Source organism: Pelomonas cellulosilytica (assembly GCF_021353265.1).
Classification (GTDB): Bacteria; Pseudomonadota; Gammaproteobacteria; order Burkholderiales; family Burkholderiaceae_C; genus Pelomonas; species Pelomonas cellulosilytica.
Map to the genome: position 1 here is coordinate 1 of NZ_JAJTWU010000014.1, position 17,617 is coordinate 17,617.

12 protein-coding genes are annotated in these 17,617 nt (G+C 65.0%); 2 read left to right on the forward strand and 10 right to left on the reverse strand.

All coding sequences use genetic code 11. The features are described from left to right. The first annotated feature begins 1,030 nt into the window (after window positions 1–1,030). On the forward strand, window positions 1,031–2,848 hold the full coding sequence (locus LXT13_RS26380) for an AI-2E family transporter (RefSeq protein WP_233375315.1): 1,818 nt from the start codon (window positions 1,031–1,033) through the stop codon (window positions 2,846–2,848). Window positions 2,849–3,104: 256 nt separating this feature from the next. On the opposite strand, the gene LXT13_RS26385 is transcribed toward LXT13_RS26380, so the two are convergent. The 5 genes from LXT13_RS26385 to LXT13_RS26410 all read right to left on the reverse strand — a co-directional run bounded on the left by LXT13_RS26385 (window position 3,105) and on the right by LXT13_RS26410 (window position 10,452). Continuing rightward, entirely contained in the window at window positions 3,105–3,578 is a 474-nt protein-coding gene (locus LXT13_RS26385) for a chemotaxis protein CheW (RefSeq protein WP_233375365.1), read from the reverse strand. Window positions 3,579–3,725: 147 nt separating this feature from the next. Continuing rightward, window positions 3,726–5,672: a methyl-accepting chemotaxis protein gene (locus LXT13_RS28725; protein ID WP_349254870.1), complete on the reverse strand. Its 1,947-nt coding sequence runs from the start codon at window positions 5,670–5,672 to the stop codon at window positions 3,726–3,728. Continuing rightward, entirely contained in the window at window positions 5,623–6,390 is a 768-nt protein-coding gene (locus LXT13_RS29060; RefSeq protein ID WP_419964718.1) for a CHASE3 domain-containing protein, read from the reverse strand. Before LXT13_RS29060 ends, LXT13_RS28725 begins: the two co-directional genes overlap by 50 nt. Window positions 6,391–6,409: 19 nt before the next feature. Beyond that, window positions 6,410–8,134, reverse strand: coding sequence for an ABC transporter ATP-binding protein/permease (locus LXT13_RS26405; RefSeq protein ID WP_349254871.1), 1,725 nt, complete (start codon window positions 8,132–8,134; stop codon window positions 6,410–6,412). Continuing rightward, window positions 8,131–10,452: a TonB-dependent siderophore receptor gene (locus LXT13_RS26410; RefSeq protein ID WP_233375317.1), complete on the reverse strand. Its 2,322-nt coding sequence runs from the start codon at window positions 10,450–10,452 to the stop codon at window positions 8,131–8,133. The genes LXT13_RS26405 and LXT13_RS26410 overlap by 4 nt, the downstream gene beginning before the upstream one ends. 211 nt (window positions 10,453–10,663) lie before the next feature. Here LXT13_RS26410 and LXT13_RS26415 point away from each other — a divergent pair, with 211 nt between their 5' ends. Beyond that, a complete protein-coding gene (locus LXT13_RS26415; protein WP_233375318.1) occupies window positions 10,664–12,160 on the forward strand; it encodes an aminotransferase-like domain-containing protein in 1,497 nt (498 codons plus the stop codon). Between the two features lie 38 nt (window positions 12,161–12,198). Here LXT13_RS26415 and LXT13_RS26420 read toward each other — a convergent pair whose 3' ends face one another. The 5 genes from LXT13_RS26420 to LXT13_RS26440 form a co-directional block, all read right to left on the reverse strand. Next, the gene (locus tag LXT13_RS26420) at window positions 12,199–13,104 is read right to left on the reverse strand and encodes a LysR family transcriptional regulator (RefSeq protein ID WP_233375319.1); all 906 of its coding nucleotides are present in this window, start codon (window positions 13,102–13,104) and stop codon (window positions 12,199–12,201) included. Window positions 13,105–13,296: 192 nt separating this feature from the next. Beyond that, window positions 13,297–13,518 carry a hypothetical protein gene (locus LXT13_RS26425; protein ID WP_233375320.1) on the reverse strand — a complete coding sequence of 74 codons (222 nt, stop codon included), beginning with the start codon at window positions 13,516–13,518 and terminating at the stop codon, window positions 13,297–13,299. Beyond that, a complete protein-coding gene (gene trxB, locus LXT13_RS26430) occupies window positions 13,515–14,474 on the reverse strand; it encodes a thioredoxin-disulfide reductase (protein WP_233375321.1) in 960 nt (319 codons plus the stop codon). The genes LXT13_RS26425 and trxB overlap by 4 nt, the downstream gene beginning before the upstream one ends. A 134-nt stretch (window positions 14,475–14,608) precedes the next feature. Further along, window positions 14,609–16,873 (reverse strand): aminotransferase class V-fold PLP-dependent enzyme, encoded by a 2,265-nt coding sequence (locus LXT13_RS26435; RefSeq protein ID WP_233375323.1) that lies wholly within the window; start codon window positions 16,871–16,873, stop codon window positions 14,609–14,611. 271 nt (window positions 16,874–17,144) lie between these two features. Then, window positions 17,145–17,606, reverse strand: coding sequence for an Lrp/AsnC family transcriptional regulator (locus tag LXT13_RS26440; RefSeq protein ID WP_233375366.1), 462 nt, complete (start codon window positions 17,604–17,606; stop codon window positions 17,145–17,147). Window positions 17,607–17,617 lie beyond the last annotated feature (11 nt).

The following is a 17,617-nucleotide window of genomic DNA, read 5'->3' on the forward strand; positions in this document are numbered from 1 at the left end:
TGTCTTGATCGGCCATGGTGTGCGTTAGCGATGCCTGATGCACACCATCTCGGCGCGCGCAGGATCAGCCGATCTTGCTCACGACACCACCGCCACGGTAGAGGGCCGTGAGGCCACGCTTACGGAAAGCCTGCGCAGCCAAGCCCAACAACTGGTGCAAGCGGTGGCCGTGTTCAAGCTATCGTCAGGCGACGGCTCATGGACCACCCGCAGCGCCACACCCCCGGTATCAGCCCCGGCGCCCGCATCGAGAGCCCGTGCGTCCGTGCAGGCTCTCGCCCCGAGGCTTGCCGCAGCCTCTCCCACGCCCCGCCCTGCACAGGTCAAGGCAGCGGCCCCAGGCGATGCCGAAAGCGGAGAGTGGGCGACGTTCTGAGCGCAGCGCCCTGCCCGCCCCACCCGCCGAGCCTGTCCGCTATGGGGCTCGTTACCGCAAACCCATCACGCGCCTGCGTCGCAGGGTGCCTTGGCTGCCGCGACAATCCCCCATCGGGGCCATCCACTCACCGGCGCAGTCGCAGTGCCGCTCGAGTTCCTCAGCTTGCGCCAGGGACCCGAGCGATTCGGCATTGACATGCGCGCGCGTACAGGGAGTCTGTCGCTACGACTCGCGCACCTGTATCGCCCATACGCTGCGCTTCGTGAGTACGGCGAGCTCACCGTCGCAGTGTTGAGCATGCGCGACCGCGCCCCGGCCTCGTGGTGGATTCGGTCAGCGGCGTGCGCGAGATTGCCCCCCAATCGAGTCAGGTCTGCACCGTTACTCGCGCCGTCCATCGAAGCGGGCCACATCTCCGACATGGGACTGTGCGACGCACCGCTGCGCTTGCTCGCCTGATACGCAGGGCGGAGCGTGCTCGGCGTGCGCGACCTGGCAAGATCCATCGATGCGCCGGACCGTGAGTGCTTGTCGGTTGGGTCGCTTGACCTGTATGGCACCTTCAATTGGTCCTCACGTTAGACGCCCGAACGTGCGGACCGCACCTGGGGCGATTCATACTGCCGCCCTCCGCATTCACAAGAAGCCCAGATGACGTCGACTGAAGCCCGCGAGGCAGGTATCTCGAGCGTGGCACTGAAGATCCTGGCCGGCACTTCCGTGCTATGCCTGCTTTACGTGGGCCGGGGCGTATTGGTGCCGATCACGCTGGCAGCCATGCTGGGCTTCATGATGGCGCCGCTGGTGAAGAAGCTCCGCGGGCTGGGGCTGGCCCAGGCACCCGCAGCAGTATTGACGCTGATCGTCGCCGGACTGGCGACGGCTAGTGTGGCAACGGCCATCCTGTTGCAGGTGGGCACCATGGCCGACAGCATGCCTCGCTACGAGGCTCATGTACGGGCAAAGATCGCCACCTTGCGTGAAGTCACGCTGGGCAGGCTGGCCGAGGCACAAGGGCACGCCGACCGACTGATCGGCGATCTGGCCCCACCACGCGAGCCGACCCACGGCAGTGAAGCCGGGAGCGCCGACTCGCCATTGGCCCTGCTCATGCGTTTCGTTTCGTCGCTGTGGGCGCCTCTTGGCACAGCCGGCGTGGTGCTGCTGGTCCTGATCTTCGTTCTGCTGGAGCAGGATTCTCTGCGCGACCGGCTGATCCGCCTGACGGGCGGCCAGGACGTACGCGCGGCCACGAATGCGTTCAACGACGCCGGGCAGCGGCTGTCGCGCTATTTCGCCTCGCAGTTCTCCGTGAACCTGGGCGTGGCTGTGGTGATCGGGCTGCTGCTGGCTGCAGTGGGCGTGCCTCAGGCGGCGGTCTGGGCCACGCTGGCTGGGTTGCTGCGCTTCATTCCCTATGTCGGCTTTCCGGCAGCGGCGGTGTGCGCCGGCACCTTCGCCGCAGCGGTGGTCCCAGGTTGGGAGTTGATGGGCGCCACGTTGGTGGTGTTCCTGGTGGTGGAACTGGTGGTAGCGCATGTCGTTGAGCCGAAGCTCTATGGCCATGCCACCGGACTTTCGCCGTTCTCAGTGGTAGTGTCTGCCATTTTTTGGGGCGCGCTGTGGGGCCCCGTTGGCCTGCTGCTGTCCACACCGCTGACGCTCTGCCTGGTGGTCGCAGGCCGCCATGTACAGGCGCTGGCCTTCCTGGACATCCTGTTCGGCGACACGCCCGCGCTGACGATGTCGCAGCGCTTCTACCAGCGCTGCATCAGCGGCGATTCGGTGGAGCTCGTGGCCGATGCCCGCGCCTTCCTGAAGCGCAAATCGCTGGCCGCCTACTGCGACAAGATCGTCATTCCCGCATTCGAGATGGCAACGGCAGACCAGGCGCAAGGGCTGATCAGCAACGAGCAGCGTCGCCTGGGCGAGCAGGTCGTGGTGCGCATCTTCAGCGAGCTGGCGCACGAGCCGCGCCGCACACGCGTCGCGCGCGGCGCCTTACTTGACGCGCCCAGCCTCGGCATTGCGCTGCGCCAGGGCCGGGTGCAGACAGAGGGGCGCTGGCAGGGAAGGCTGGACGTGCCGGCGGGCTCGGTTTCACTGTGCATCAGCATGGCCGGCGAACAGTCCCAGTTGATCGCCGAACTGCTGGTCCGGGTCATGCGCGCCGAGGGCTTGGACGCCAGACACGTCACGATTGCCGAACTGGCCGACCCACCTGCTGAAGCCAGAGCCGACATCGTCGGTACTGTCTTTGTCGTCGGGACTGACGCGCATCACCCGGCGAGTCGGGACAACCAGGTCCTCGACGAGACGCTGGCGGCGCTTTCGCAGGCCAACGTCGTCATGCTGCTACCAGCCCTGCAGCGCCAAGAACAGGGCGACCCGATCACAACAAACTTGATGCATCGCACCGCCTATTCCTTCGAAGAGGCGCTGGCGCTGGTCAGCGGCGCCCGCCACTGAGCGCCGCGAGGTCCATGCGACTGCTGGCCTTTGAGAGGAAAGCGCAGCAACGAACGGAGGTTTCCATTCAGCGTCACAGAGCCTTGGTGAACATCGCTGACGTCGTCGAGCGCGTGTTGACTCGTCCGCATCCAAGCGCCTGGTTCGGTGCGTTGTCACCGGAGCAATCCACGAAACGGACTGCAAAGGATCCCAGACCGTCCCGGAGCATGTTTGTCATCTCGAGTTGACCAACGTTTTCCGGCCAGTCAAGCAATCAAGCCAGTAGGGGCGGCGGCGCGTCAAACAAGCCCATCTCGGGGCTGGTCAGCAAGGCCTGAATGTCAGTCAGGATGAGCATGCGTTCCGTATCACCCTGCTTCAGGCATCCCATGCCCAGGATGTGGCCAGCGTCGATGGACGAAGCAAGTGCCGGTGCTGGCTTGACCTCATCCGGACCAATCTCCAAGACATCGGAAACCGAATCCACGACCACGCCAATGACGCGGTCCAGCACGGTCAGCACGATGACGACGGTGAACTCGTTGTACTGCGCGGTGCTGCAATCCAGCTTCAGGCGCAAGTCGATGATGGGCACGATGACGCCGCGCAGGTTCACCACGCCCTTCACGAAGCGGGGAGCATTGGCGATGCGGGTCGGGGCCTCGTAGCTGCGGATTTCCTGCACGCGCAGGATATCGATGCCGTACTCTTCCGCTCCCAAGCGGAAGCTGAGGTACTCGCGCGGCATAGCACCGGCGGTGCGCAGCGGATGCGCCCCTGAAGCGGCTGGCACGCCGGCAAATACGCCCGGCAGCGGGCTGGCTTGATGGGTTTCGGTGACGAGACTCATGATGGATGGGCGTAGCAGGAGGAAGGGACGAGTCGGCGCGAGCTGTCAGAAGGCGGCCCACTCTTCGCTATCGGCTGCGGCAGCGGCTGCGGCCTTTACAGGGGCATTGCGCGGCGACGGGGCGGCTGCTGGCTTCAGAGTCGCTTGGCGAACGGGCGCGCTGGCCTTCGGTGCCTGGGGAGGCGTGGCCACTGGAGCCGTGGCCGGACGGCTGGTCCAGGCCGACGCGTCGCCGGAGGACAGCTTGAACACGGCCACCGCCTCCACCAGTTGCTGAGCTTGGCTGCGCAGGCTTTCCGCCGCGGCGGCACTTTCCTCGACGAGCGCCGCGTTCTGCTGGGTCGCCTGGTCCATCGCTGTGACGGCTTCGCCGACCTGTTGCACTCCCGTGCTCTGCTCGGCGCTGGCCGAGGTGATCTCGGCCACGATGTCGCTGACACGCTGGATGGAGCCAACAATGTCACCCATCGTCTTGCCGGCTTGGTCGACCAGTAGCGTCCCCTGTTCCACCTGCTCAACGCTGCGCCCGATCAGGGTCTTGATTTCCTTGGCCGCCTCGGCACTGCGCTGCGCGAGGCTGCGCACTTCGGAGGCGACTACCGCGAAGCCCCTGCCCTGCTCACCGGCACGTGCGGCTTCCACGGCAGCATTGAGCGCCAGGATGTTGGTCTGGAAGGCAATGCCGTCGATAACGCCGATGATGTCGCCAATCTTGCGGCTGCTGTCGGTGATGCCCTGCATGGTGGTCACGACCTTGCCGACCACCTGCCCGCCCTCCGCGGCCACGGCCGACGCGCTCTGAGCCAGTTGGTTGGCCTGCTGCGCGCTGTCGGCGTTGTGGCGCACCGTGGTGCCCAGTTCTTCCATCGTGGCGGCGGTCTGCTGCAGCGCGCTGGCCTGTTGCTCCGTACGGCTGGAGAGGTCCTGGTTGCCTTGCGCGATCTGGGCGCTGGCGGTGGCCACGCTCTCCGAGTTCTGGCGCACATTGGCCACCACTTGTGCGAGGTTGACCTGCATCTTCGCCAGGTTGGCCATCAGGCTCGACGTGTCGCCCGACTTGATGCTGACATTGACACTGAGGTCGCCCCGCGCCACACGCTCAGCCACAGCCACGGCCAGACCCGGCTCGGCACCGAGCTGCGCGAACAGGCTACGCGTCAGCAGTACGCCCAGCGCGACAGCCAAGCCGCACAGGGCTAGACCGCCGAACACCAGTGTGGCAGTGGTGCTGGCGCCTGAATCCGCCAGTTGCTGCGAGCGCTGCACCAGCAGGGTCGATTCAGCCTGGGCGAACTCGGCAATACCGGCGCGGAACGCGTCCATGGCGGCCTTGTCCTTACCTTGCTCGAATTCCGTGAACAGCGCTTCGGCGGGCAGCTTGCCCTGCGTGACCTCGCGCCGCTTGGCCGCGAGCCCGTCGGCCACCTCAAGGAAAGACTTGTGGTGACTCATCAGCTTGCTCAGCCGGTCCTGCTGGGCGGCGTTGTCGGAGGTCAGCGACTTGGCTTGCTCAAAGTGCTGAGAGAACTCCTTCTTGCCCATGTTGAAGGGCTCAAGGAACTTATCGTTGCCGCTGGCCACAAAGCCACGCAGGCCGGTCTCGATGTTCACCATGCTCAGCAGCAGCTTCTCGGACTCCGTCAGGACCTCGTAGGTGTGGGTGTTCCACTTCACGGTGTCCAGCAGCCGGTGCGTGTTGACGAGGGCGATGGTGATGAGCAGGCCTGCAACAGCCAGCAGGGAGACGAAGGTCGCGAAGAGCTTCTTCTTCAGGGTCCAGTGGTTCATGACGTGATGCTGAGTTAGCAGACGCAAGGCACGGATAGGGTGTGCTTGGCCTGTGGTCTGACCCGCGTTTGGCAAGCTGCCAGAGACTGCCGCTCCGCGGGCATGGAGCGAGTAACGAGGAAACTGTAGCTTGCAAACGATTGATTTGATAATTTCAAATTGATCGTTTCGGCATTTTTCCCGAGTGAACCCTGATGCAGCCACGCAGCGAGAGCAGTCGGAGGGAGCCAGGGAATCGAATGCTGTATAGACCGACAGCGCTTTTCGACGTCTCTTCTAGCCATGCAGGCAAAAGGCTTGCACCACGCCTCTTTGAGAAGGCACATGCGGACATCCACGGCAGCGAGTTCACAGGGCGATTGATGGATATGTGGACGTGGGACTTCAGCAGCCCGCCTAAGCCCACGGACAACAACCTCGTCGAGACATTCAACGCCTCGCCGCGGGACGAATGCCTGAACGTGAGCTGGTCCGCCTTGCTGGTCAATGCGCAGGGGCTTCTCGGGGCCGGGTTGTCCGCGGTGAGCGATCTGGCCCTGTCGAGATGCACGCAGAAATCCTTGGCTCCCTGGTTGACGAGCTCGAGTAACTTCTCCTTCCCGCTGACCACGGAGCCGCGCAGAGCCGTCTCGATGTTGACAATGCTCCTCAGCAGGTCTTCAGACGCCGTCAGCACTTCGCAGGTAGGGTGTTCCAGTTGACCGTGTCGATCAGGCGATGGGTGTTGATGAGCGCAACGGCGATCAGCGCACCGGCGAAGCCAGCAGGCTCGCCAACATGGCGACCAGCTCTGCTTCAAGGTCCACAACTTTTCATCGCCTTCTCTAGGGCATTGAATCTGCAGGAGCCGCAGCGGAGCCCCGGCTGGGCGTGGCTGCATGGCCTGGCGCGACATTCGCAGGGTGCGCCAGGCACCGCCCATCGCCACAGGTTGACGCCCTTCAGGGAGCGCGTTCGGAGGCGCCGCCCAGCGCCGGAGCCATGTCCAACACGTGGTCGTGGTACTGGATCAGCGCGCTTCGGTGCGCGATGCTGACGAGCGCACTGTCGGGCAGCGCAGCGATCAGCGCCAGGTAGACATGCGCTTCGCTCTTCTCGTCCAGGGCGCTGGTCGCTTCGTCGAGGAACAGGAAGTCCGGCCGGTGCAGCAGCGCCCGCGCGATGGCCAGACGCTGTTGCTCGCCACCGGACAGGCACTGCTGCCAGCGCTCCACATCGGCCAGCGTATGCCCCCGCGAATCCAGGCCGACGACCCGCAGCACCTCGAGGCAGGCCTCGTCGTCGAAGTCGCCTGCATCGGCGGGGTAGGCAAGAGCGCCCTTTAGCGTGCCGTCGGGGATGTAGCTGCGCTGCGGCAGGAACATCATCGAAGCGCCTGCCGGCAGCCGAATGGCACCACTGCCGTAAGGCCACAGCCCCGCCACGGCGCGAAGGAAGGTGCTCTTGCCGACACCGGAAGGGCCGCGCACGAGCCAGCGTTCACCGCGGGCGAAACGTTGTGGTGGCAGTTCGGCCAGCGGCTGCTGCTCCGGTGTGAACAGGCGGATGGTGGCGCTGCTCACCTCGCCCTGGGGCGCCACTGCGACCTGGATGCCGCGCGGCCTGGACTTCGCCTGCTCCAGAGCCTGCATGAGGTCTTGCAGCCGGGTGCAGATGGCCACCCACGAGGCGATGCTGAGGTAGGCCTGGTTCACGAAGGCCAGCGTGTTGTTGAACATGCCGAACGCGCTGGTGATGCGCGTCATGCCGCCCAGCGTGATCTCGCCCGCCAAGTAGCGCGGCAGTGCGCCTAGCGTCGGCACCGGATGGAATACCTGCCCATAGGCCGACTGCACGAAGCCGACCTTGAGCGTGCGGGCCACGACGGCGATGGTGTTCTGGCGCACCTGCTCGAAGCGAGCCGCCAGCCGCCCGCGCTCGCGGGGGCCACCCGCATAAAAGGCTACCTGCTCAGCGTTCTCGCGCAGTTGCATCGCAGTGTGCCGCAGGTCGGCTTCGACTGTCTGCTGCTGCACGGTCAGGCTGACCATCTTGCGCCCGATCCAGTGGGTCAACCCCAGTTCCAGCCCTGTGTAGATGAAGGCCAGGAACACCATGTAGCCCGGGATCGACACTTGCCAGCCCGCCACCTCGAAGGACAGCGTGCCGGACAGGGTCCACAGCAGGTAGCCGTAGGTGACGGCGTGAACCGCAACGGAGACGAAGCTCAGACCTAGGTGGATGCTCTTCTCTGTGAACAGCCGCACGTCCTCGGCGATGCGTTGGTCGGCATTGCTGAGTCTTCCGTCGCGCTCGATGTCGTAGAAGGCATGCGCCTCGGTCCAGCGGTCCATCAGCCGGCATGTCAGCCAGGTGCGCCATTGCAGCGCGAGCAGGCTGTGCAGGGCCTGATCCACCTTGCTCAGGCTGCCGCTGGCGAGGCCCACGGCGGTGGCAACGGCCAATGCGGTGATCAGGGCCTGCCATTGGCGGTTGACGAGTGCATCGGTCACATCTCCCGTCAACTTGTTGGCCCAGACGGCCAGATAGACGCCGCCGAACATGATCGCAAGCATCACGCCGATTTTGAGGAAAGCACCGACGCGTTCTCCTCCGTCACGCCAGAACGGCAGGATCAGCTCCCATCTCGAAGGTCTCCCGTGGTCGGCAAACTCGACATGCGTCACTTGAAATCTCGCTTGACGGTGAGCATGTAATTACGGCGCTCCATGACGGGGATGAAGGAGCTGTCCACCGTGGTGGCATAGAGCAGTCGATCGCCTATGTTCTTGACACCGAACGTGGTGCTCCAGGGACCGCTCTTGTAGAAGACGCTGGCGTCAAGCTGGGCCTGCCCGGGTGTGTACAGCATGTAGCGTGCGTTGGTGGAGCCCTTGGAGCGGGAGGTCGCGCTCACGCCCAGGCCTAGGCCCAGGCCACGCCAGGCATCGCCTTGCAGGTCATAGGTGGCCCATAGGCTCATCTTGTGCTTGGGCACGCCGGTGTAGTTGGTGGCCGGATTGCCCACGTCCTTCGCCGTTGTGAAGGTGTAGTTCAACAGTGCATTCAGGCCGCGCATGACCTGCCCCTGGGCGTCCAGCTCGACGCCACGGGTGACCTGGGCGTCTCGCACGTTGTAGCAGTTGCCTGGCCGGTTGTAGACCGACATGTTGCTCTGCGCCAGCTCATAGGCGGCCGTCGTCACCGAGAGCTTGCTATCGAACAGGTCGAACTTGGCGCCGACTTCGCGGTTGCGCGTTGACTTCGGTGGGATCAGACCGCCGACGCAACTTGGCAGCGTCGAAGGCACGAACCCTTCGGCGTAGTTGGTGTAGAGCGAGACTTCTGGTGAGAGCGCGTAGACCACCCCCACGCCGGGCGTTGACTTGTGGAGGGTCGTCTTGGGCGTGACATAGGTTTTTGGCGGGATGATCGTGCTGCCCTCGCTGGAATAGCGCGTGCCGCGCAGGTTTACCAGCAGGCTCCAGTCGCCCCAGTTCATCAGGTCCTGCAGGAAGGTGTCGTATTGCTTGGTCTTCTGGTCCCCGATGCTGGACACGGTGGACGCGTCGGCGCGCAGATCGCCGAACGGCGTCGTGCTGGCGGGCGGGTAGACCTTCACCGTCGTCATCGGTCCTGACCACTGCGACTGGTGAGAGCTTGTCTCGTTGTGATTGAAGCCCAGCGACAGCTTGTGCGTCACCGGCCCGGTGCTGCCCAGGATGCGCAGGTAGTGGTCGCCGCTCGTGGAATTCTGCTTCTGATCGGTGCGCCCAGCGAAGAATGGGACCTCGCCGGTCGGGGCGTCGTTGGCAGCGCCCGTGGCGTAACTCAGGCCGGCAGGCGAGCGCACGTGGACCTCGGTCTCCTGCAGCGAGCGGTTGAGCCGACTGATCAGCGTGACCGAAGTGCTCAGGACCTGTTCGAGTTGGTAGAACGCGCGGCGCTGCCGGGTCTCGAAGCCGTCTTCCGGTCGGCCCAGCATCAGCTGGGGCACCGGCAGGATGACGCCATCACGGCGGCCGAAGGTGTACCGAGGCACGGGGGCGTGCTGCTTGCCATAGGAGAGGCCAGCGATCAGGTCAGTGGTCTCGTCCTTCCAGCGCAGTTGGGGCAGGAAGGAGTCGTCCTTACGGCCATCAAAGCCAGCGGTGTTGTCCCTAGCCTGGCTGTGGGCTGCGATCACGCGCATGCTCAGCCGGCGGTCCTCCGTGACGGCGCCGGCCACGTCGCCCGCTAGCGTGAGGTCGCCATGTGACCCGTACTGCAACATCACGCTGCGAATGGGTGCGGCCTGCGGCTTCTTGATCACGACATTCACGCCGCCGCCGAGGGAGCCGGCACCGGTCAGGATCGCCTGCGGCCCCTTGAGCACCTCGATCCGCTCGACGCCAAAGACGTTGGTCATGGCCGCCGAGTTGTCTGCGACGCCGTTGACCATCAGCGCGGTTTCGCCGAAGCCCCGGATACCGAAGGTGGGCGCCCCTTGGGGCGACTGCTTGAAGCTCATGCCGCTGACGTTAGCCAGCGCGTTCTGGATCGAAGTCATCTGCTGCGTCTCGAGCACCTTGCTGGTGATGATCGTGACGCCGCCGGGGATCTCCATCAGGTCTGAGCCGCTTCGCGTGGCGGTATCGGAGCGGTCGGCCTTGAAGCTGGTCTCGGCCTGGTCGCGGCGGGCGACGACAAAGACGATGTCGAGCTTGTTGGCCACGGCCACCCAGTAGCCCGTCGCAGTCGCCCTAGCCTCAACGTCGTTGTCGCCGATTGCCGTCGCAAGCGCATCCGCCAACGTGAGCGTGCCAGACACCGCCTGGGCGCGCTTACCGGTTACGGACTCGGAATCGATGCTGATCGTCACGCCGCTGACACGGCTGATCGCACGCAAAGTCTCGACCAAGGATGCCGCCGGCAGGTCGAAGCGGTACGTCTTCGCAGTTGCGGCGGCTGCCACGGGAGTCTGCGCCGAGGCCGGCATCGCGCACAGGGCGAGCACGGCGACCATGACGGCGCCAGACGAACGGCTTACGAAAGGGGGGGTCGATCTACTCGTCATGTCCTGGCCCTGCTGGGGGTTGCGATGGAGCGAAAGTTATCGCCGATCAGGCCGCCATATCGGGACAGTAAAGCAGTTGCCGCGCCCAGCTGTCATGCTTGTGTCATCATGACAGTTGAGCCATGATGGCACACGCAAACCTGATTGCAAAGACGAACTAATGAGCACGCAGAAACTGCACCCGTCGCGCGACATCGCCGGGTTTTCACTAGTTGAAGCTGATTTGGCGGCATTGGCTGAATCAGGCGCCAGCGGCTCTCTCGTCGACCGAATTTTCACCTTGGTATCCAGTGCGATTCAGTCACGCAGGATCGTGACAGGTGTTCGCCTTCCCTCAGTACGCCAGCTGGCCGACGACTGCGGTATCAGTCGCGACACTGCGGCTCGCGCCTACGACAAGCTCGTCGCCCATGGCCTGGTGGAGTCGCGCCGCGGCGCCGGCTACTTCGTGAAGGCTGCAGCCCTCAGGCGCGTACCCGACCGGGCGCCGCCACAGCGCCCCAGCCTGTTCCGTCCGGATGGGCTTGATCGCACGACGGCGCTGCGCCTGCGACTGCAGATTCAGCGCCACGAGCAGCCACCGCAGAGCCGAAGCGGCATCGGGATACTGCCCGAAGACTGGATGGATGAGCAGGACATCGCTGCGGCGCTGCGCACCGTGGCCCGCGGCAACCAGCGGGCGCTTGCGACGGCAGGCGATCCGCAGGGCTATCTGCCGCTGCGCCAAAGGCTGCAGCTCAAGTTGCAGGACATGGGGCTCCATGTCGACCCGGCGCATCTGATCCTCACCTCCGGGGCAACTGACGCCATCAACTTGGTGGCCCTGAGCTTCCTGCGCCGGCCTGGCGAAGCGGTTCTCGTAGAGCAGCCTTGTCAACCCATGCTGATCGAACGTCTGATGTCGGTCGGCCTCGAACTCTTGTACGTCTCCCGCGAAGCCGACGGCCCAGACCTGGAGGCCCTGCGCGCCCATTGCATCAACTACAAGCCACGGTGCTTCTTCGTCAACTCGACGCTGCACAACCCGACCGGCATGAACCTGGCGCCCCACAAGGCGTTCCAGCTCCTGAAGCTCGCCGAGGAATTCGACCTCATTCTGATCGAGGACGACACCTATGGGGACCTGGCTTCCGTGGGCAATGGCGCGGTGACGCGCCTCGCCCCGCTCGACCAGTTGCAGCGGGTAATCCACATCGGCAGTTTCTCCAAGACCATCGCACCAGGCCTGCGCGTGGGCTACCTGGCAGCAAGTCCGGAACGTATTGAATGGATGGCAACCTACCGGGCACTCAACTGTCTGGCCTCCAACAGCCTGGCGGAACGCACGGTTTATCAGTTGCTGTCTCAAGGCAACTACCGCCACCATTGCGAGCAGCTGCGAGCGCGGCTCACGGACCTGCGTCCACGCGCCATCGAACAACTGCAGAAACTTGGCATTCGAACGGCACATGAGCCGGACGCCGGCTTCTATCTTTGGGCCGATCTCGGCGAGGACGTCGATGCGCTCAAGCTGGCGCAGCAGTTGTTGACCGAGGGCCACCTCACGGCGCCCGGCGTGCTGTTCTCCCTCGCTCACCGGTCCTACATGCGCTTCAATATCGCAACGATGCAAGAGGGGGGTGCTCTGCCGGCGCTGGCAAGAGCCCTCGGCCGATGAATTGACCAAGCGGTGGCCGTGGCCGAGAAACACCAATACTAGGCAGGCATGTGCCCGGCTTGCTTCACCGGCGTCAAGGCATGGAGCAGCTCACGCGCGGCCATGCATATCGGTTCTCCTCGGGCCACGCCGAGGACGACCTCATAACGTGCCCAAGGTTCGTGCAGCGGTGCGCGCTCGATCTCATGACCGATCGCCAGGCGGGTCGCCGAAGCATCGGTGACCAAGCCGATCCCGGCCTTTGCACCAACGAGTGCGGCGATCGCATCGTCCGATGCGACATCGAGCCTCGAACGAAGCACCATTCCCAATCGAGCGGCCTCCCTATGGAGGTGACCACCAAGGTCGCAACGCCCGACGCCAAGGAGGTTGAACTCCAGCAAATGCTCCGCAGTGATGCACGGATGTCCGCCCAGCGGATGGCCGCGAGGTAGCAGCAACTCCCATCTTCCTCGGGCCAGCGGCCACGTCTGCATCTTCGCGCTGGCGAGTGGCGCTAGAAAGACGCCCAGATCCGCGTCACCTCGACTCACGGCATCTTCCACCTTCTTGCTCGCAACTTGGGTGACCTCGATCCGGACGCCAGGATGCCTTTGCATGAACTTGGCCAAGCCCTCGGTCAGTCCGCTGACCGCGGTCTCGCGGCAGACAGCGATTCGTACGCACCCAACAACGCCCTGCGAGATTCCATAAACCGCCTCATCAAATGCATGCAATGCGACTCTCACATCGTGCACATGCTTGAGAAGCAATCGGCAGGCCTCCGTGGCTTCCACGCCCCGTTGTCGGCGAACGAAAAGCTGCAACCCGAGCCGTGACTCCAAGTCGGTGACGCGCTTGCTGGCTGCGGCAATCGCCAGATTGACCCGCTCAGCACCACGAGTGATCGACTGCGTCCGAGCGATGGCCACCAGAAGCTCAAGCGTCAAGAGGTCGTGCCGCATCAACGCCTTGCCCCTATGAGCATCGGTCCCTCCGTTTCGGCGGACAGGGCGTATACGGTCGGCAGTCGACACCGGAACGCATCGGAACTCTTCAGAATCGGCCGACGCCCTCCCCACGCCACAATGGCATCGAGACAACGATGGCCCGTGACGAAATCCATCACTCGGGCTGGGTCCAGCACCTCCCAGCCGTCACTGGCCGGCACTTCCGCGATGGGTACCTGCAGCGGTCTGCAGCGTATCCGCCAGGAACCCGTTGAACTCCAGGCGGACCACACGGGCAAACTCAGCCCGCACGTCGTCCAAGGCGGCCTCGTAGTGTTCGAGCAAAGCCGTCGCCTCAGCGTCGACTTCGCTCGCCATGAAGGCGACGAATTCTGCAAGTTCGCTGTCTGCGAGAAGGGGACTCGTCACGACGCCCCAGCCGGCCGCTGTTCGAGGAATCTCTGAGCATCCAGCGCGGCCATGCAGCCGCTGGCTGCGCTCGTGATGGCTTGGCGGTAGACGTGGTCCTGCACGTCACCTGCGGCGAAGATGCCCGGGACGGAGGTCATGGTCGCGAACCCCTCGCTGCCGGAGCGCGTCAGCACGTAGCCATCCCGCAGTTCCAACTGGCCGCGGAAGATCTCAGTATTGGGTCGATGGCCGATGGCGATGAAGCAGCCATGCAGCCCGATCACCCTTGCTTCGCCGTTCGCCACGTGTTTCACCCGCACGCCCGTGACGCCCGCAGCGTCGCCGAGGACCTCGTCCAGCACTTGAAACAAGTGCAGCTCAACCTTGCCGGCAGCCACCTTTTCCATGAGCTTGTCGACGAGGATGGGCTCGGCACGGAACCTGTCGCGGCGGTGGATCACGTGCACCGTGGCGGCGATGTTGCTCAGGTACAGCGCTTCTTCCACGGCGGTGTTCCCGCCACCGACCACACAGACGTCCTTGCCCCGGTAGAAGAAGCCGTCGCAGGTGGCACAAGCGCTGACGCCGCGACCCATGAAGGCCGACTCCGAGGCCAGGCCCAGGTATTGGGCCGAGGCCCCCGTGGCGACGATCAAGGCGTCGCAGGAGTAACGAGCGCCCTCCCCTACGAGCTGGAATGGCCGACGGCTGAAATCGACCTCGCTGATGTGGTCGAACACTATCCGGGCATCGAATCGTTCGGCATGGCGGCGAAAGCGCTCCATCAGGTCGGGGCCCTGGACGCCGTCCACGTCGGCCGGCCAGTTGTCGACCTCCGTGGTCGTCATGAGCTGCCCACCCTGCGCCGCGCCGGTGATGAGGGTAGGCGTGAGGTTGGCGCGGGCCGCGTAGACCGCCGCGGTGTAACCGGCCGGCCCAGACCCGAGGATGACGAGGCGGTGATGTTGATGCATGGAAGTGGCGCGAAAGGAAACGCGGCAAGTGGTTGGAAAGGGCCGACCACCGGGATCGGCGGGTTCGCCCAGTGAGCCGCCGCAAGTGGTGCGACAGGACGCGGGCGGCGAGAAGGCGGCCTAGCGGGACTGCGTCAGCCTGGCACGCTTTGCGGGCGTTCCGTGGGCCAAAGTGCCAAGCCACCGGCGAGGCTCCACGCCCGAGGCTGACCCAGCCGCCGTAGCGCACGGGCCACCTGCGCGCTCCGATTGCCGCTGCGGCATAACAGTACGAGGTCAGTCCCCGCGTCCAGGTCCAGCCAGTCCGGCAGCACGCTCAGCAGCGTGGAGAGCGGGACAGCCTGGCGACGCACATGGGTACCGATGTCGGGCATCTGGCCCAGGCGCTGCTCATAAGGCTCGCGCACGTCGACCAGCAGGATCTTGCGCGCCGCCCACGTGCGGGACGCCAACTCCGCGGCGGTGAGCTCGACAGACTCCGCCTTCGAACAGCGGTCGACCCTTGCTCCGCACGCCATCGTCTGGTACTCGGTCGGCGCCAGATCGCGCTCGAGCTCCGCCTTGGCCTGCGCGAAGGCAGCTGCCTCCATGCTGTGGTCGAGCAGCGCCGACAGCAGCGGCTGATGGGCGATTTCGGTGTTCAGCGTGCAGGCATGCCAGCCCTCATAGTCGTGCCCTGGCAGAAGGAATGCGTCTCGGCCGACGGTCCTCTCAAGCAGCCGCAATGAGCCGGCGAATTGCAACGGCTCGCTGACCTCGAAGTCGCTGCGTCCCAGCGCACCAGGCATCACCGTATCGCCGACGAAGGCGGCGCGCAGCCCGTACGGGCCGGCCAGCAGGTAGGCCGCCGAGTCGCGGGTATGGCCGGGAATGGGCAAGCGGGTCAGGCGCTGCGCTCCGAGCTGGATGTGATCCGAACCGCTCGGCCATCCGAGCGGCTCGGTCTCGCCCTGGCGGCCCAGGACGGGCGGAAGGCTATCCCACAGGGCCGCCGCTGATGAGGCATGGTCCCCGTGGCTGTGGGTGTCGAGCACCGCAACGAGCGTGTAGCTGCAGCAGCGGATCCACTGCACCAACGGGTCGGTTAGCTCAGGGAGCGGATCGATGATCAGGCAGCGGCGAGATGCCGGGTCGGCCACGACGTAGCAGACGGCCCCATCGACCACGTGGCGCGTGATCGGCTCCATTGGCAGGAGGTGCTGCTGGACGGATGGCGTCATGCAGCTGTCGCGCAGGGACGCGCCGCACTGCCGGATGCGCAGGCACGCTTCGTCGACCGTCTCGGGCGGCGTCAACGGACCAAAGGACAGGCGCACGGCCGAGGCGGACCGCCAGGATTCAAGGCCCATGGCGCTGAGCACGTAGCTCGGCGCGGCCTTGTGCGCGCCGCAGGCCGACCCGGTGCTGACGCGGATCGACGCGGCATCGAACAGCTCGAGCAAGACCTTCGAGCTCACGCCGGGCACCGAGAAGTTCAGCGTCGTCGGCAGGGTGATTTCCGGATCCGCATTGAAGACGACCCCCTCAAAGGCCTCGCGTATCGCGGCGGCAAGGCGGGCCCGATAGAGCTCGAGCTTGTCTGCCCGCTGGAACTGTTCGCCCGCTTCCAGCAGACGCAGCACCGCTCCCATCGCCGCGATGCCGGGCATGTTCTCCGTGCCCGAGCGCATCGCGCCCTCCTGGCCGCCGCCGACAATCAGCGCCGTGAACGGAGCACCGGCACGCACGTAAAGCATGCCAATGCCTTTCGGCGCGTACAACTTGTGGCCAGAGAACGGCGCGTAGTCGATGGGCCGATCTCCGAGGCTCAAACGCAGCTTGCCCAGCGCCTGCACGCCGTCCACCATCCACAGCGCGGGACTGCCGGCCAAGGCACGCTGAATACCGTCAAGGTCGCTGATGATGCCAGTCTCATTGTTGGCCGCCATGGTGCAGACGAGCGCCGCCCGAGGCGCCTGACGGCGCAGCCACTCAAGGTCGTGCCGGCCATCTCGCCCCACCGGAATAGCCAGCACTTCGAAGTCCAGGTTCAGCAGCCTGCGCCAGTGATGGATCGCCTCCGGGACCGCCTTATGCTCGGTGGCGCCATAGAGCAGCAGTTCCGGCATCGCTTCGCCACGGTCCTGTCGAGATCGCAGCGAGGTCAGCGCCGAGAACACAGCCGTCTGAATGCCTTCCGTCGCGCCGCTGAGGAAGAGCAGCTCGCCGGTAGGCGCATCCAGCACTCGCCTTGCGCGCGCCCGTACGTTGTCCATCATCGCGCGGGCCTTCAACCCCGAACCGTGGATGCTGCTCGGGTTGCCGAAGTCACCGGCCATCGCGGCAATCGCGGCGGCGCGAGCCTCCGGGATGACCGGCGTGGTCGCATTCGCATCGAGATAGATCTCAGTGGCTGGCATCGCTGGTCGAATGAGCTTGAATGTGGCTCACTGTAGGAACCAGGGAGCGCATTTCGGTGCCGTTTTTCGAGGTCTTGGAGCCCGCTCGCGCAAACCACTTGCGCCGCCGGGACCGCTCGACCACGCCCTTGCCTTAGGCTGCCATGACGCGTCCTATCCAAGGGGCAGGAGAAAGGTCCTCATCTCCTGTAGAGGTCGCCCTGCTGGAACGCGCTCAAGTCGTCCGGTTGCCGCGGGGCCCGCGGCAGGATGGGCCACGGCACGCGGCCGATCAAGCCACGTACGACAGCGGCAAGGCCGTCGTGTACTTCAGCTCTTCCATCGCGAAGCTGGAGCTGACATCGGCGAGTAGCGTTCCGCTCGTGAGCCGTTTGTACACGCGGTCATAGGCGGGTATGTCGGGCACCACCACTCGCAGCAGGTAGTCGACGTCACCGCTCATGCGATAGAACTCGACAACCTCCGAGATCGACTCCACCGTGGCCTTGAACCGGTCGAACCACGCCTGAGTGTGCGTGCTGGTGCGGACCGTCACGAAGACGGTCACACCCACGTTGACCCGCTCTCGGTCCAGCAGCATGACGTTGCCGCGGATGACCCCCGACTCCCGCAACCGCTGCACACGCCGCCAGCAAGGCGTCGGCGAAAGTCCGACGCTCGCAGCGATCTCGTTCATCTGGAGGCCGGCATCCTGCTGCAGGAGGTCCAGGATCTTGACGTCGATGGCGTCCAGGCGTGCCTTTG

Coding starts and splice junctions, on each gene's coding strand:
- LXT13_RS26380 (WP_233375315.1), top strand. CDS start 1,031: ATGACGTCGACTGAAGCCCGCGAGGCAGGTATCTCGAGCGTGGCACTG.
- LXT13_RS26385 (WP_233375365.1), bottom strand. CDS start 3,578: ATGCCGCGCGAGTACCTCAGCTTCCGCTTGGGAGCGGAAGAGTACGGC.
- LXT13_RS29060 (WP_419964718.1), bottom strand. CDS start 6,390: ATGGGCGGTGCCTGGCGCACCCTGCGAATGTCGCGCCAGGCCATGCAG.
- LXT13_RS26410 (WP_233375317.1), bottom strand. CDS start 10,452: ATGGTCGCCGTGCTCGCCCTGTGCGCGATGCCGGCCTCGGCGCAGACT.
- LXT13_RS26415 (WP_233375318.1), top strand. CDS start 10,664: ATGAGCACGCAGAAACTGCACCCGTCGCGCGACATCGCCGGGTTTTCA.
- LXT13_RS26420 (WP_233375319.1), bottom strand. CDS start 13,104: ATGCGGCACGACCTCTTGACGCTTGAGCTTCTGGTGGCCATCGCTCGG.
- trxB (WP_233375321.1), bottom strand. CDS start 14,474: ATGCATCAACATCACCGCCTCGTCATCCTCGGGTCTGGGCCGGCCGGT.
- LXT13_RS26435 (WP_233375323.1), bottom strand. CDS start 16,873: ATGCCAGCCACTGAGATCTATCTCGATGCGAATGCGACCACGCCGGTC.